This is a genomic window from Pseudomonas sp. GW821-FHT02A08, assembly GCF_059422045.1.
In genome coordinates this window covers 31,576-45,926 of the sequence record NZ_JBWKWD010000035.1, presented here as the reverse complement: position 1 = coordinate 45,926, position 14,351 = coordinate 31,576, and the positions used below count along the sequence as shown (strand labels likewise).

General features: G+C 62.2%; 13 protein-coding genes. 3 read left to right on the top strand and 10 right to left on the bottom strand.

From position 1 onward, the window contains the following. The first annotated feature begins 136 nt into the window (after positions 1-136). The gene (bglX, locus tag AC07W4_RS21725; RefSeq protein ID WP_495033931.1) at positions 137-2,428 is read left to right on the top strand and encodes a beta-glucosidase BglX; all 2,292 of its coding nucleotides are present in this window, start codon (positions 137-139) and stop codon (positions 2,426-2,428) included. Between the two features lie 143 nt (positions 2,429-2,571). On the opposite strand, the gene AC07W4_RS21720 is transcribed toward bglX, so the two are convergent. The 9 genes from AC07W4_RS21720 to AC07W4_RS21680 form a co-directional block, all read right to left on the bottom strand. Then, positions 2,572-3,729, bottom strand: coding sequence for a phospholipase D-like domain-containing protein (locus AC07W4_RS21720; protein ID WP_495033930.1), 1,158 nt, complete (start codon positions 3,727-3,729; stop codon positions 2,572-2,574). Between the two features lies 1 nt (position 3,730). Beyond that, positions 3,731-4,321 (bottom strand): YceI family protein, encoded by a 591-nt coding sequence (locus tag AC07W4_RS21715; RefSeq protein WP_102701047.1) that lies wholly within the window; start codon positions 4,319-4,321, stop codon positions 3,731-3,733. A 103-nt stretch (positions 4,322-4,424) separates the two neighbouring features. After that, the gene (locus AC07W4_RS21710) at positions 4,425-5,195 is read right to left on the bottom strand and encodes an IclR family transcriptional regulator (RefSeq protein ID WP_495033929.1); all 771 of its coding nucleotides are present in this window, start codon (positions 5,193-5,195) and stop codon (positions 4,425-4,427) included. A 69-nt stretch (positions 5,196-5,264) separates the two neighbouring features. Next, complete coding sequence (locus AC07W4_RS21705) at positions 5,265-6,713, bottom strand: amidase (protein ID WP_495033928.1); 1,449 nt, start codon at positions 6,711-6,713, stop codon at positions 5,265-5,267. After that, complete coding sequence (locus AC07W4_RS21700) at positions 6,710-8,020, bottom strand: citrate-proton symporter (protein WP_218485615.1); 1,311 nt, start codon at positions 8,018-8,020, stop codon at positions 6,710-6,712. Before AC07W4_RS21700 ends, AC07W4_RS21705 begins: the two co-directional genes overlap by 4 nt. Before the next feature lie 82 nt (positions 8,021-8,102). After that, positions 8,103-9,278, bottom strand: a complete 1,176-nt coding sequence (locus AC07W4_RS21695; RefSeq protein ID WP_495033927.1) for a M20 aminoacylase family protein — start codon at positions 9,276-9,278, stop codon at positions 8,103-8,105. Between the two features lie 153 nt (positions 9,279-9,431). Beyond that, the gene (locus AC07W4_RS21690) at positions 9,432-9,755 is read right to left on the bottom strand and encodes an amidase (RefSeq protein ID WP_495033926.1); all 324 of its coding nucleotides are present in this window, start codon (positions 9,753-9,755) and stop codon (positions 9,432-9,434) included. Further along, positions 9,752-10,846 carry a serine hydrolase domain-containing protein gene (locus AC07W4_RS21685; protein WP_495033925.1) on the bottom strand — a complete coding sequence of 365 codons (1,095 nt, stop codon included), beginning with the start codon at positions 10,844-10,846 and terminating at the stop codon, positions 9,752-9,754. Before AC07W4_RS21685 ends, AC07W4_RS21690 begins: the two co-directional genes overlap by 4 nt. 148 nt (positions 10,847-10,994) lie before the next feature. Next, positions 10,995-11,882 carry an acyl-CoA dehydrogenase family protein gene (locus AC07W4_RS21680; protein ID WP_495033924.1) on the bottom strand — a complete coding sequence of 296 codons (888 nt, stop codon included), beginning with the start codon at positions 11,880-11,882 and terminating at the stop codon, positions 10,995-10,997. Positions 11,883-12,037: 155 nt separating this feature from the next. Between AC07W4_RS21680 and olsB the strand changes: the two genes are divergently transcribed. Further along, positions 12,038-12,793: an L-ornithine N(alpha)-acyltransferase gene (gene olsB / locus AC07W4_RS21675; RefSeq protein ID WP_495033923.1), complete on the top strand. Its 756-nt coding sequence runs from the start codon at positions 12,038-12,040 to the stop codon at positions 12,791-12,793. Continuing rightward, a complete protein-coding gene (locus AC07W4_RS21670; protein ID WP_495033922.1) occupies positions 12,793-13,584 on the top strand; it encodes a lysophospholipid acyltransferase family protein in 792 nt (263 codons plus the stop codon). The genes olsB and AC07W4_RS21670 overlap by 1 nt, the downstream gene beginning before the upstream one ends. 108 nt (positions 13,585-13,692) lie before the next feature. Here AC07W4_RS21670 and AC07W4_RS21665 read toward each other — a convergent pair whose 3' ends face one another. Continuing rightward, positions 13,693-14,271: an acyl carrier protein phosphodiesterase gene (locus AC07W4_RS21665; RefSeq protein ID WP_495033921.1), complete on the bottom strand. Its 579-nt coding sequence runs from the start codon at positions 14,269-14,271 to the stop codon at positions 13,693-13,695. Positions 14,272-14,351 lie beyond the last annotated feature (80 nt).

Genomic DNA, 14,351 nt, shown 5'->3' with positions numbered 1-14,351 from the left:
CGAAAACGCATCCGCCATCTGGCTGTGGTTTTTTGGCTCTGGTCTTTTGAGCCGGCACCCGAACAACAATAGACGCTCCCTAAATTTTGGCTGGCCGGCGTGTGCATCGCCGTTTGGGCCCTTGAGAAAACTATTCATGAAGAAGCTGTGTTTGCTGGGCCTGTTCGTCAGCCTGGCCAGTCATAACGTATTGGCCGCCACGACGCCCGCACCCCTGGAGAACAAGGAAGCCTTCGTCAGCAACCTGATGAAGCAAATGACCCTCGATGAAAAAATCGGCCAACTGCGCCTGATCAGCATCGGCCCGGAAATGCCGCGCGAAATGATCCGCAAGGAAATCGCGGCAGGTAATATCGGTGGTACGTTCAACTCGATCACCCGCCCGGAAAACCGGCCGATGCAGGACGCGGCCATGCGCAGCCGTCTGAAGATCCCGATGTTCTTCGCCTACGACGTGATCCACGGCCACCGCACCATTTTCCCGATCCCCCTGGCCCTGGCCTCGAGCTGGGACATGGATGCCATTGGCCTGTCCGGGCGCATTGCCGCCAAGGAAGCCGCCGCTGACAGCCTCGACATCACCTTCGCGCCGATGGTCGACATCTCCCGCGATCCGCGCTGGGGCCGTACTTCCGAAGGCTTCGGCGAAGACACCTACCTGGTGTCGCGCATTGCCGGCGTGATGGTCAAGGCGTTCCAGGGTACTGGCGCGAACGCCGCCGACAGTATCATGGCCAGCGTCAAGCACTTCGCCCTGTACGGCGCGGTCGAGGGTGGCCGCGACTACAACATAGTCGACATGAGTCCGGTCAAGATGTACCAGGACTACTTGCCGCCGTACCGCGCCGCCATCGATGCCGGCGCTGGCGGGGTCATGGTCGCGCTGAACTCGATCAACGGCGTGCCGGCCACCGCCAACACCTGGCTGATGAACGACCTGCTGCGCAAGGAGTGGGGCTTCAAGGGGCTGGCGGTCAGCGACCACGGGGCGATTTTCGAGCTGATCAAGCACGGCGTTGCCGCCGACGGTCGCGAAGCGGCGAAGCTGGCGATCAAGGCCGGCATCCACATGAGCATGAACGACACCCTGTACGGCAAAGAGCTGCCAGGGCTGCTGAAGGCCGGCGAGATCCAGCAGAGCGACATTGACAACGCCGTGCGTGCGGTGCTCGGCGCCAAGTACGACATGGGCCTGTTCAAGGACCCGTACCTGCGCATCGGCAAGGCCGAGGACGATCCGGTCGACACCTACGCCGACAGCCGCCTGCACCGCGCCGAGGCCCGTGATGTGGCACGCCGCAGCCAGGTGCTGCTGAAAAACCGCAACGAAACCCTGCCACTGAAGAAGACCGCGAAAATCGCCCTGGTCGGTCCGCTGGCCAAGGCGCCTATCGACATGATGGGCAGCTGGGCAGCCGCCGGTCGCCCTGCTCAATCGGTGACCCTGTTCGATGGCATGACCAACGCCCTGGGCAGCAAATCGACACTGATCTACGCCCGTGGCGCCAACATCACCAGCGACCCGAAAATCCTCGGTTACCTGAACTTCCTCAACTTCGACGCCCCGGAAGTGGTGGATGACCCGCGACCGGCGAAGGTGCTGATCGACGAAGCGGTGAAAGCGGCCAAGGATGCCGATGTAGTGGTTGCCGCCGTCGGCGAATCCCGTGGCATGTCCCACGAATCGTCGAGCCGCACCGACCTGAACATCCCGGAAAACCAGCGCGAGCTGATCCGTGCCCTGAAGGCCACCGGCAAACCGCTGGTACTGGTGTTGATGAACGGCCGTCCACTGACGATCCTCGAAGAGAAGGAACAGGCTGACGCGATCCTGGAAACCTGGTTCACCGGCACCGAGGGCGGCAACGCCATCGCCGACGTGCTGTTCGGCGACTACAACCCGTCGGGCAAACTGCCGATCAGCATCCCGCGTTCGGTAGGCCAGATTCCGACCTACTACAACCACCTGACCATTGGCCGGCCGTTCACTCCGGGCAAGCCGGGCAATTACACCTCGCAGTACTTCGATGACACCACAGGTCCCCTGTACCCATTCGGCTATGGCCTGAGCTACACCGAGTTCAACCTGAGCGACATGGCGCTGTCGTCGACCACGCTGAACAAGACCGGCAAGCTCGACGCCAGTGTCACGGTGAAAAACACCGGCAAGCGCGACGGCGAAACCGTGGTGCAGTTGTACATCCAGGACGTGGCAGGCTCGATGATCCGCCCGATCAAGGAACTGAAGAACTTCCAGAAAGTGATGATCAAGGCCGGCGAACAGAAAGTCGTGCACTTCACCATTACCGAGGACGACCTGAAGTTCTACAACACCCAGCTCAAGTACGCGGCGGAACCGGGCAAGTTCAACGTGCAGATCGGCCTGGATTCACAGGACGTGACGCAGCAGAGTTTTGAGTTGCTGTAATCCCTGATGCAACACAAAACTACTGTGGGAGCGGGCTTGCTCGCGAAGACGGAGTGTCAGACAACGATGATGTCGACTGACAGACCGCTTTCGCGAGCAAGCCCGCTCCCACATTGGATCTCAGTGTTTTCAGAAAGCGGGCACTAGCCCCGTCGATCCAGCAGATTCACCACCACCCGATCCACCCATCCCCACACCCGCTGCTTGACTCGCCGCCACAATGGCCGGCGTCGCCACTCCTCCAGGCTGACTTGCTCACTCAACCCGAAGTCCCGTTCGAAACTCGCCGCCACCGAGCGGGTCAATCCGGGGTCCAGGGCTTCCAGGTTGGCTTCCAGGTTGAAGCGCAGGTTCCAGTGATCGAAATTGCACGATCCGATGCTCACCCAGTCATCGATCAGGACCATTTTCAGGTGCAGGAAGCACGGCCGGTATTCGAAAATCTTCACCCCCGCCTTGAGCAGTCGCGGGTAGTAACGATGCCCGGCATAGCGCACGGACGGGTGATCGGTACGGGGCCCGGTCAGCAACAACCGCACTTCGACGCCCCGGGCAGCTGCCCGGCGCAGGGAGCGGCGAACTTTCCAGGTCGGCAAAAAGTACGGCGTGGCTAGCCAGATCCGTCGTTGACCGCTGTTCAGGGCACGCACCAGCGATTGCAAAATGTCCCGGTGTTGGCGGGCGTCGGCATAGGCCACCCGGCCCATGCCCTCGCCTATGGACGGCACCCGTGGCAGGCGCGGCAGACCGAAATGCGAGGCCGGTCGCCAGGCACGTCGATGGCGGTTGGCAATCCACTGACGATCGAACAGCAGTTGCCAGTCGAGTACCAGCGGGCCGGTGATTTCCACCATCACTTCATGCCATTGGCTGACGTCTTCCCCCGGTGTCCAGAACTCGTCGGTGACACCGGTACCGCCGACCACGGCCAGGCTCTGGTCCACCAGCAACAGTTTGCGATGATCGCGGTAGAAGTTGCCGACCCAGCGTCGCCAACTCAGGCGATTGTAGAAACGCAGTTCCACCCCGGCTGCCATCAGCCGCTGACGCAAGGTCAGTGTGAAGGCGAGGCTGCCGTAATCATCGAACAGGCAGCGCACCCGCACACCGCGCTCGGCAGCCTGCACCAAGGCCTGGACCATGGCTTCGGCGCAGGCGCCCGCCTCCACCAGATACAGCTCCAGTTCGACCTGCTCTTCAGCCCGGGCAATCGCCACCAGCATGCGCGGAAAAAACTGCGGGCCATCGATCAGCAGTTCGAAGTGGTTGCCTTCACGCCAGGGAAAAATCGCTCCGGCCATGTCAGCGCGCCGTGAAAATCAGCACCGCACCCACCGGCACCGAAAGACTGATGGCCGAGAGGCCGGCCATTTTGCGCAACGTTTCCAGACCCGGCGCCAGATCGAAATCCTCGGCATTGATCACCAGCGGTTCGAGGGTCACCACCTGAAAGCGCCGGTCATCGAGACGGGTCGCCAGCAACTGTGCGTTGTATTCGTGTTGCTTGCCATGCAGGTCGACGGTCAGTGGCAGGCGCAATTCCAGCTGTGCGCCGGGAGCGAGATCGTTGATCGGGCGCAAATCGATTTTCGTGGTGATCAAGGCGTCGGGGAACCGCTCGACCTGGAACAGCTCCTTGCGCATGCGCTCATCGCGCAACGGGACGCCGCTGTTGATCGACTCCAGTTCGACTTCCACCTGCGCCAACCCCTGGGGATCGACTTTGCCGTGCAGCACCAGAAAGCGCTGCACTTCGGAAACATTGGCGTTTTTGGTGCTGACAAACGACAGGCGTGAAGATTCGCCATCGAGGTACCAGTCGGCGCGGGCCGACAATGCAGCACCCGTCAGCAGCAGAAAAACGAGGGATCGGAGGGCGGAGCGCTTGAACATAGAGACTCGTAAGGCAGAGAAACCTGTGCTGAACCTTAACCGGCCTGCCACAGGTTGCAAGAAATGTGTTGCCTTGAGTCTCTAAACCACCACAAGTTCCAAATCAGGCCATCGCCTGCTGCACATCGCCAATGGTCGTGGCCAGGCTGTTGAGGTGCAGGTTGAGTACTCGCTCCACCGGCGCCTGATCCATCGGCCAGTGCAGCGCCATGCTGCCGACCAGGCGGCCATCGGTGCGGATCGGCAGGGCCACCGCGCGAATCAGGAACGGCAGGCGCACCGGATACTCCCAGTAACCCTCGGTGCGCTGGCCGAAGCCTTGATGCAATGCCTGCTCAGTGGTGTTGAACACGGACTCGTCCGTCATTCGCTCACGGCTGGCCAGACGCTCCACTTCATGGCTGTCCAGCTCGCCAAGGCAGGCCCGCCCCATGGCCGAATGGAACAGGCTGGCGTGCTGGCCGACGATCTGGCAGTTGTTCGGGTATCGCTTGCGCAGCACCGTGGGGATCGCGCTTTCCATGACTTCGATCCGCTCGCCGTCAAAGCACGACAGGTCCGCCACCAACCCGGTGCGCTCACTCAACTCCAGCAACAGCGGCGCGGCGTTTTCCACCAGACGCCGCTTGAAGCGCTGCTGGCTGTCACCAAACAGGCGCTTGGCGCACAAGCGATAACGCCGGTCGCTCAGGCCGCGATAGATCCAGCCCTGCTCCTGCAAGGTCAGCAACATGCGCGACACCGTGGCCTTGGGCAGGCTCGTCAGGTAGTGCAACTCCTCCAGCCCCAAAGCCTGATGCTCACCCAGCAACTCGACAATCGCCAGGGCGCGCTCGACGGAACGCACGCTACCGGTTTCTGCCTTGCTCTCCATAGGTTCGATCTCCCTAAGCGCAGATGGATGATCACTTTGCGCAGCAAGATGCGGGCCTGTCCGCTGGGCTCATGCATTTTGCAGACAACCGGGCGGACAGCGCTTGACCCATTGAGTCAACTGCTCATGGGCATACGCCAGTTGTAAAACCGCAAGGTCAGCCTGGGCCCGACCCATGATTTGCAGGCCCATCGGCAGTCCGGCGGGGTTGAATCCCACCGGCACACTCATGCTCGGCAACCCGGCCAGGGTCGGCCCGATCACCACTTCCATCCAGCGGTGGTAGGTGTCCATGGCGTGCCCGCCAACAACGCGCGGCCAAGGGGTTTGTGCATCAAAAGGAAACACTTGGGCGGAGGGCAACAACAGGAAGTCGTAACGATCGAACAATTCGTTCAGCGCTCGATACCACTCGCTGCGACTGACCGAGGCCTGATAGACATCCGCCGCCGTCAGACGCAACCCGCCCTCGACTTCCCATCGGGCTTCGGGTTTGAGGTGTTCGCGTTTTTGCGCATCGGCATACAACCCGCCGAGGCTACCTTGCACCAGCCAGTGGCGATGCACCAGCCAGGTTTGCCACAGGCGTTCCATGGAGAAATCCGGCTGGCAGGCCTCGACCTTGCAACCCAGCGTGGCGAAGTCCTGCAACGCCGATTCACACAGGCTCATGACGCCGGGCTCCATCGGCAGGTAGCCGTTGTAGTCCCCCAGCCAGCCGAGCCGCACATCCCTGAAATCCTGCTGCAACGACTGGTGAAATATCCCCGGATCTTCAGTCAGCGACAACGGTACGCGCGGATCGTACCCGGCCTGGGTGCCGAGCAAACGGGCAACATCGGTGACCGTACGGCCCATCGGTCCTTCGGTGGCCAGTTGCTGGACGAACATCTCAGGTCCGGGCCCGAACGGCACACGCCCCTGGGACGGACGCAATCCATAGACGTTGTTGAACGCCGCCGGATTGCGCAGCGAACCCATCATGTCGCTGCCGTCGGCCACTGGCAGCATGCGCAACGCCAGCGCCACCGCCGCCCCGCCGCTGCTGCCACCGGCAATCAAGGTCGGATCGTAGGCGTTGGTGGTGGTGCCGAACACGCTGTTGTAGGTTTGCGAGCCGAGGCCGAATTCCGGGACGTTGCTCTTGCCGATGATGATCGCCCCGCAGTCGCGCACCCGCGCCACGCTGATGGCGTCGTGTTGCGGAACCTGCTCGGCGAACAGCGGTGAGCCCATCGTGGTGCGCAAACCGGCGGTGGCCGCCAGGTCTTTGACCGCCTGCGGCATGCCGTGCATCCAGCCTCGGGACTGGCCCCGGTCGAGTTGGCGATCACACTCGTCGGCCTCTGCCAGTAATGCCTCGGCCGGGCGCAGGGACACCAGCGCATTGACCTGTGGATTGAAGCGTTCGATCTGCGCCAGATACGCCTGCATCACCTCGCGACAGGACACCTGCCGCCCATGAATGGCCCGGGACAGCGCATCGGCGTCCATTTCAACAATCGGATTGCTGCTCAAGGTTTCACCCCAAGATTGAGTTCAACGGATCTTTTTGCCCGCGGTGCTTCTTGCATGCAGTAGGTGCCGAGCAACGTCAGCAAGCAGGCGAACAACACGTAGAACGATGGCGCCACCGGAGTCGCCAGGACCTTGCTCAGCCAAGTGACGATCAGCGGCGCGAACCCGCCGAAGACCATGACCGCGACGTTGTAAGCCACCGACACACCGGTGGAACGCACTTCGATGGGGAACTGCTCGGCCAGCGCGGTCGGAGCCGGGCCGAAGAAACCGCCGATCGCACTGCACAGCAACAGTTGCATCACCAGCAAACGCTCAACCGATGGCGCCGCCGCCACCCACACGTACAAGGGATAAACCATCAGGAAAAACGCCAGGGTGAAGGCCATCAACACCGGGCGCCGGCCGAGTCGGTCCGACAGTGCGCCAGACAACGGAATGATCACGGTCATCAGCGCCACCGCGAGCATTTGCACCAGCAACACCTGATCCAGCGGCAGGCCGAGATTCTTGTGGGCAAAGGTTGGCATGTTCACCAGCACCACGTAGAACGACACGGTCGCGCCACAGGCCAGGCCCATGGATACCAGAATGCTGCGCGTGTGTTCGCGGAGCACTTGCATCAGGCTTGGGCTCGCGCCTTTGGCCTGTTTGCGTGCTTCGAGAAACTCCTCCGGTTCCTCCATGTGCTTGCGAATCCACAGCCCGACCGGGCCGATCAGCAAACCCAGCACAAACGGAATCCGCCAGCCCCAGCTCTCCAGTGCCTCAGGGGACAGCAGGTGGGTGAACAATGCGACCATCGCCGCCCCGGAGAACACCGCCAGGCATTGCCCGACCAATTGCCACGAGCCGTACAAGCCCTTGCGGTGCGCCGGTGCGCTTTCCACCAGGAACGCCGTGGCGCTGGCGTATTCGCCGCCCGTGGCGAAGCCTTGCAGCATCCGCGCAACCACGATCAACAGTGGCGCACCCATGCCGATAGCGGCGTAGTTCGGTGCAAACGCAATCAGTGCGATGGATACAGTCATCAGGCGAATGATCATCTGCATCGCCGCCTTACGCCCTTTGCGGTCCGAATACATCCCCAGCAGGATGCCGCCCACTGGACGCATGAAGAAGCCGACGCCGAATGTCGCCAGGGCCATCAGCAAGGAGGCGTATTCGTCGTCAGAGGGGAAAAACTGCCGGGCGATGATGCTGGCCAGAAAGCCGTAAACGATGAAGTCATACCATTCCAGCGCGTTGCCGATAACCGCGGCGACCACCTGCCGGGTGCGCGAAACGCCTGTGCTCGAAGTCTGCATGGGGGAACTCTCCAAAAACCTGTTGGGTAACGGCGGGCACGGCAGCGCGCACCCGGTCCGGCGGCAGTAGAAAGTGAGGAAATCAGGCCGGCTTGAGCCAGCTCTCGGTCAGTGCGCCCCAGTACGCGGCACCGGTCAGCAGGATGTCGTCGTTGAAGTCATACGCGGGGTTGTGGACCATCGGCCGCGACACGCCATTGCCGATGAACAGGTAGGCGCCGGGGCAACGTTGCAGCATCCAGGCGAAGTCTTCGCTGCCCATGAGTTTGGGGGTAGTGCCATCGACCGCATCGGCACCGACCAGATCAACGCCGACTTGCCTGGCGAATTCGGTTTCGGCTGCATGGTTGACCAGCACCGGGTAGGCCGGACGATGTTCGATGCGCGAACTGCAACCGAAACTCCGGGCCTGGGATTCGATGATTGCGCGCACGCGTTCGAGGGTCTGTTCGCGCACTTGGGCATTCAGTGCCCGCAAGCTCAGGCGCAGGATTGCCTGTTGTGGAATGACGTTGGCCGCCTCCCCCGCCTGCAACGCGCCCACCGTGACCACCGCCGCCTGTTGCGCATCGATGTTGCGCGCGACCACGGTCTGCAGGGCCATGACCACGCTGGCCGCCGCCACCAGCGGATCGACCGCCAGATGCGGCATCGAACCGTGGCCGCCGACACCTTCGATGGTCACGTTAAGCAAATCCTGCGAGGCCATCATCGGCCCCTCACGAAAACCCAAATGGCCGGTGGGTAGCCCCGGCATGTTGTGCATGCCGAACAGCGCATCGCAGGGGAAACGTTCGAGCAGGCCATCGGCAAGCATCGCTTCGGCACCGCCCTGGCCCTCTTCGGCAGGCTGGAAAATCAACGTCAGGGTGCCGTCGAACTGGCGTGTCGCCGCCAGGTAGCGCGCCGCGCCGAGCAGCATCGTGGTGTGGCCGTCATGCCCACAGGCGTGCATGCAACCCTGATGCTGGCTGCTGTAGATTGCACCGGTGTTCTCGATGATCGGCAGCGCATCCATGTCCGCCCGCAAACCGAGTCTGCGCGGGCTACTGCCATTACGCAGCACGCCGACTACACCGGTCTTGCCGATGCCGGTGTGCACCTCGTAGCCCCAATCCGCCAGGGATTTGGCCACCAGCGCCGAGGTGCGGTTTTCCTCGAAGCCGAGTTCCGGGTGGGCGTGGATGTCCTGGCGGGTGGCGTGCAGATCGCTGGCCACGTCGTTGAGCCAGGCAAGGATGTGCTGATATCGGGTCATGACGATTGTCCTCGGGCCGGGTGTAGTCCCGTTCTTGTTGTTCGCAGTGATTTCGCGACACGTCAAAGGCAGGTCGCGCTCACCGCCAGATAACCGCGAGTCGCGCGCCAGGACAATCGAATGTGGTTCCACAGAGTGGAACCTGAAGGGATATCAGGGCTGCAAGCGGCAGCCCTGGCGCTCGCTGACCCATACCGCGCCGTTGCTGCGGCCCATGCCGCTGACCGTGACACGCTTGCCGGCCGGGTCATCGGTAAAGCCGCTGGCGGGCAGCCACTGTTTCACATAACCGTGGCAGTACTCGGTGTCATTGTTCATCACATAGCGGCACGAACAGTATTCCTTGGCGGTGTAGGCGCTGATGATGTCGGGGAACGCCCACAGCGCCACCCGCTCGTGCCAGACCCAGCCGATCAAGGCGATCAGCACAATCAGCAATAGCGAACTGACCGGTCGACGGCGAATGAAACCGCTCATGGCTGCACCTTCCCGGCAAAGGCCTTGAGCGCGAGCCTGAGCAATTCGTTGTGCCGGTAACTGCCGTCGCGGTCATCGCCGTAGCGGACGATCACCAGTTGTTCACTGGGGATCACATACATCGCCTGGCCCCAATGCCCCAACGCGGCGAAGGTGTCGGCGGGGGCATCGGGCCAGGGTCGTGCCGCGCCCCCGACCGCTCGATTGAGCCACCAATGGCCGCCGGGCACCGCATCGTCTTGACCGGCATGATAGTGAGCGAACGGCTCGCGGTTGAACGCCACCCAGTCCCTGGGCAGCAATTGCTTGCCTGCCCAGCGCCCCTCGCGGGCCATCAACAGACCGACCCGGGCCAGATCCCGTGCAGTGAGGTAGGCATAGGACGAAGCGACTAAAGTGCCCGTGGCATCGGTTTCCCACACGGCATGGCGAATGCCCAGCGGTTCGAACAGCGCAGTCCACGGATAGTCCGGATAGCGACTGGGGCCGACGATGGTTTTCAATGCGGCGGACAACAGGTTGCTGTCACCGCTGGAGTAGCGAAACGCCTGGCCCGGAGCCGCGTACGCCGTATGGGCCGCGGTGAATTCGGCCATGTCGTGGTGACCACGGGTGTAGAGCATGGCCACCACCGAAGACTTCAGCGGTGCGTATTCGTAGTCTTCTTGCCAGTCCAGGCCCGAGGCCCAGTGCAGCAGGTCGGCCATGGTCATGTCGGGATGCTTTTGCAGGGGCTGATAAAACTTCGCCGCCGGGTCGTCGAGTTTGAACAAACCTTCGCCATAGGCCACGCCGAGGACGGCGGCCATCAGGCTCTTGCTGATCGACCAGGTCAGGTGAGGTGTCTCGGCCGTCGTCGGGCCGGCGTAGCGTTCGTAGATCAACTGGCCGTCGCGGATCACCAGCAAGGCATCGCTGCGAATGCCCTGGCGAGTGATGTCATCACGGGATGGGAAGGCATAGGCCTCCAGGGCTTGAAACGCCGGACCGGTCGGTGTCGGGGCGGTCGGCCATTGCTCGGCGGGCCAGTTTTCAGCCTGGGTCGTGAGGCTGAGCAACAGCAGGAAAATCAGGGACAAGCCTTTGGACATGGCGGGGGCTCGGAGATTGAACCTGCTGAGCCTAGTCGAGGTTGATGACAGTTCAGAAGTTCATGTTGCCAATCAGGTCGCCTTCGCGAGGGATCTCGCTCACACCAAAGATCCATTGTGGGAGCGGGCTTGCTCGCGAAGGGGCCAGTCAATTCAACGAAAATTCCGCCAATGCCTTGGCCAACCTCTTCCCCCGCGCCCCTCCCGCCAACTCCATCACCGCCTGATCCCGCTGCCACATCGCCGCCCACTCTTGAGGCCCTTCAGCCAACGCCTCATTCACCTCAGCCTTGAGCCCTTCGAACTGCGCAAACAATCCGCCAAGCAACACATGCCCGGCCGGATGGGTCGGTGGCTGGCGGCTGGTTTCCGCACATCCGGCCAACACCGCCAGCAAACGTAGTTGCAAGCCTTGCGGCCAATCGCATTCCTGACCGACGCCATACAGCCACGCCGTCATGGCACTCAGTACATAGATGTCCTCCAGCGTGCGGAACGGTTTGACGTACGCGTCCCAACCATCCCCCGCGAGCAATTCGCACAGCGCGTTATCCAGAAACAAGCGGCCATGGCTGATGTCCGGCATCAACGGGATCGGCGCCAGTTTTTCCACCCGCACACCCGGCTCATCACGATAGATCACCGCCAGGCTCAAGCGTGGATCGGCACCGGGTTCTTCGCTGCGCGCCGCCACCAGCAGCCAGTCGGCGGCATTACCGGCGGTGACGAAATCCTTGCGTCCGCTCAAGCGCAAACCGCTCAACCGGGTTTGCATGTCGGCCGGGCGCAGGCTGCGCTGTTCGGTGGCGCACAGTGCGCCCAGGCTCAGGGGCGCGCTCGGCCAGAGCATGCGCAAGGCCGCCTGATACCCCACCAGAAACGCCAGCCCCGGCGTCGCCATCAACCGCCCGCCAAGCACGGCCAATTCAAACGGCGTGACCGTGCCCAACTGCTGCAACAAGGTCGCGAAACCTTCGGCCAGATCCGGGTTGGCGGGCAAGCGATCACGGCGGTTCAACAGGTTTTGCCAGGGCATAGGAGGCTCCTCGAGGGCTGTCACATAAGCATCACCAAAGCTTAATGGCGATGACACCGGGGCTACATAGCCTGACTTTGCACAACACGGCTAGACAAAGAAAGTCGATTCGCTGTAGCCCAAAGACGGGTAAGCAGCCCGCACGGAGATTCGCCATGACTCAGATCGCCCGCATCAGCGACACCGGCAACGAACGCCGCCTGCAAGCCGAACGCCTGGTGGGCGCAGAGGCATTGCAGGAGGCCCAGGCCTTGCGCTTCAACGTGTTCAGCGGTGAATTCAACGCCAAGCTGAAAGGCGCGGAACTGGGTCTGGACATGGATGACTACGACGTTCACTGCGCCCACATCGGCGTGCGTGACCTGAACACAGGGCGTCTGGTGGCGACCACCCGTTTGCTCGACCACACGGCTGCCAGCAGCCTGGGCAAATTCTACAGCGAAGAGGAATTCAGCCTCCACGGCCTGGTGCACCTGCAAGGCCCGATCCTGGAAATCGGTCGCACCTGCGTCGATCCGGCCTATCGTAACGGCGGCACCATCGCCGTGCTCTGGGGCGAACTGGCCGAAGTCCTGAACCAGGGCGGCTACAGCTACCTGATGGGTTGCGCGAGCATTCCGATGCAGGATGGCGGCGTGCAGGCCCACGCGATCATGCAGCGTCTGCGCGAACGCTACCTGTGCACCGAACACCTGCGCGCCGAGCCGAAAAACCCGCTGCCAAACCTGGACATCCCGTCGAACGTGATCGCCGAAATGCCACCGCTGCTCAAGGCCTACATGCGCCTGGGCGCGAAGATCTGCGGCGAACCCTGCTGGGACGAAGACTTCCAGGTCGCCGACGTGTTCATCCTGCTCAAGCGCGACGAGCTCTGCCCGCGTTACGCCAAACACTTCAAGGCGGCTGTGTAATGAGCCGGTTGCGGGTGTACGCGCGAATCGCGCGAGTGCTGCTGGTGGTAACGCTGGGCCTGGGCATGGCCAGTGTGTTCGGGGTGTTCGAGCGTCTGGGCATGGCCCATTCGATGGCGCGTCGTCAGCGCTGGTCGCGGTTTTTCATGGCCCGCCTGAGCAACGCCCTGCCTTTCGATGTGACCGTGCATGGCGAGCTGCCGAAAACGCCGATGCTCTGGGTCAGCAACCACGTGTCCTGGACCGACATCCCGCTGCTGGGGATGCTCACGCCGCTGTCGTTCCTGTCCAAGGCTGAAGTGCGCACCTGGCCGGTGGCCGGCTGGTTGGCGGCCAAGGCCGGCAGTCTGTTTATCCGCCGTGGCTCGGGTGACAGCCAATTGATCCGCAAGCAGATGACCCGTCACCTGGAACAGGCTCACCCCCTGCTGATGTTCCCGGAAGGCACCACCACCGATGGCCGTTCGCTGCGTACTTTCCACGGCCGCCTGCTGTCCGCCGCCATCGATTCCGAAGTGGCGATGCAGCCGGTGGCGATTCGTTATGTGCGTGACGGCGAGCCTTGCGCGCTGGCTCCGTTTATTGGCGACGATGACTTGCTGTCGCACCTGATGCGGTTGTTTGCCAATGATCGTGGCGGTGTGGAGATTCATCTGCTCAAGCCAATCGAGTGTCTGGGCCGGGAACGTGCAGCGCTGGCGTTCGAGGCACAACAGGCGGTGCAGAAGGTGTTGTTCGGGACTGTTGTCGAACCGCAACGAGCACCGATGCGCCCTGCTATCGCAGCTTAAACACAGATCCCCTGTGGGAGCGGGCTTGCTCGCGAAAGCGGCGTGTCAGGCGACATTGATATCGGCTGACACGCCGCTTTCGCGAGCAAGCCCGCTCCCACATGGGTCTTATGTCGCAGAATAGTTCCGGGCAAAATCCTGTAGCTGCGGATAGAACAACCGAAAATCCTCGCTCAACGGTTCATACAACCGCCGCAACTCCTGCATCGCCGCCGCCAGCTCTTGCGGCCGGGTCAGGCGCCGCGAAATCCCGCGCAACACCTGTTCCAGTACTTCGAATTCCTGATACGACCCCAACCAGTCATTGGCCACCATGTGCGGGGCAATCTTCGCCAGCCGCTCCGGCAACTGCCGTTCGCTGGACAGCACGCGATACACGTCTGAAGTGAACAGCTCCAACGGCCGGTCGGCATACAGCGCCCAGTCCCGGGCCAGGCAATGGTCGAAAAACACGTCGAGCACGATCCCCGCGTAGCGACGTCGGGTCAGCGAAAAACGCGATAACGCGATGTCCACCAGCGGATGGCGATCGGTGTACACATCGATGCTGCGGTGCAACTGGATAGCTCCTTCGATTTCCGGAGCGAACTGCCCTTGCAGCCGTCCCTTGACGAAATCGCCATACAGACTGCCGAGCAATTGGCCAGGACGCTGGCCACCGAGGTGTAGATGTGCGAGATAGTTCATGGGCGCAGCTTAGCACTGCCCCCTTGTCTTGTTACACTCAACATATCGTTATAACTCGATATACCGAAATGTGAGCGGGT

Coding starts and splice junctions, on each gene's coding strand:
- bglX (WP_495033931.1), top strand. CDS start 137: ATGAAGAAGCTGTGTTTGCTGGGCCTGTTCGTCAGCCTGGCCAGTCAT.
- AC07W4_RS21720 (WP_495033930.1), bottom strand. CDS start 3,729: ATGGCCGGAGCGATTTTTCCCTGGCGTGAAGGCAACCACTTCGAACTG.
- AC07W4_RS21715 (WP_102701047.1), bottom strand. CDS start 4,321: ATGTTCAAGCGCTCCGCCCTCCGATCCCTCGTTTTTCTGCTGCTGACG.
- AC07W4_RS21710 (WP_495033929.1), bottom strand. CDS start 5,195: ATGGAGAGCAAGGCAGAAACCGGTAGCGTGCGTTCCGTCGAGCGCGCC.
- AC07W4_RS21700 (WP_218485615.1), bottom strand. CDS start 8,020: ATGCAGACTTCGAGCACAGGCGTTTCGCGCACCCGGCAGGTGGTCGCC.
- AC07W4_RS21695 (WP_495033927.1), bottom strand. CDS start 9,278: ATGACCCGATATCAGCACATCCTTGCCTGGCTCAACGACGTGGCCAGC.
- AC07W4_RS21690 (WP_495033926.1), bottom strand. CDS start 9,755: ATGAGCGGTTTCATTCGCCGTCGACCGGTCAGTTCGCTATTGCTGATT.
- AC07W4_RS21685 (WP_495033925.1), bottom strand. CDS start 10,846: ATGTCCAAAGGCTTGTCCCTGATTTTCCTGCTGTTGCTCAGCCTCACG.
- AC07W4_RS21680 (WP_495033924.1), bottom strand. CDS start 11,882: ATGCCCTGGCAAAACCTGTTGAACCGCCGTGATCGCTTGCCCGCCAAC.
- olsB (WP_495033923.1), top strand. CDS start 12,038: ATGACTCAGATCGCCCGCATCAGCGACACCGGCAACGAACGCCGCCTG.
- AC07W4_RS21670 (WP_495033922.1), top strand. CDS start 12,793: ATGAGCCGGTTGCGGGTGTACGCGCGAATCGCGCGAGTGCTGCTGGTG.
- AC07W4_RS21665 (WP_495033921.1), bottom strand. CDS start 14,271: ATGAACTATCTCGCACATCTACACCTCGGTGGCCAGCGTCCTGGCCAA.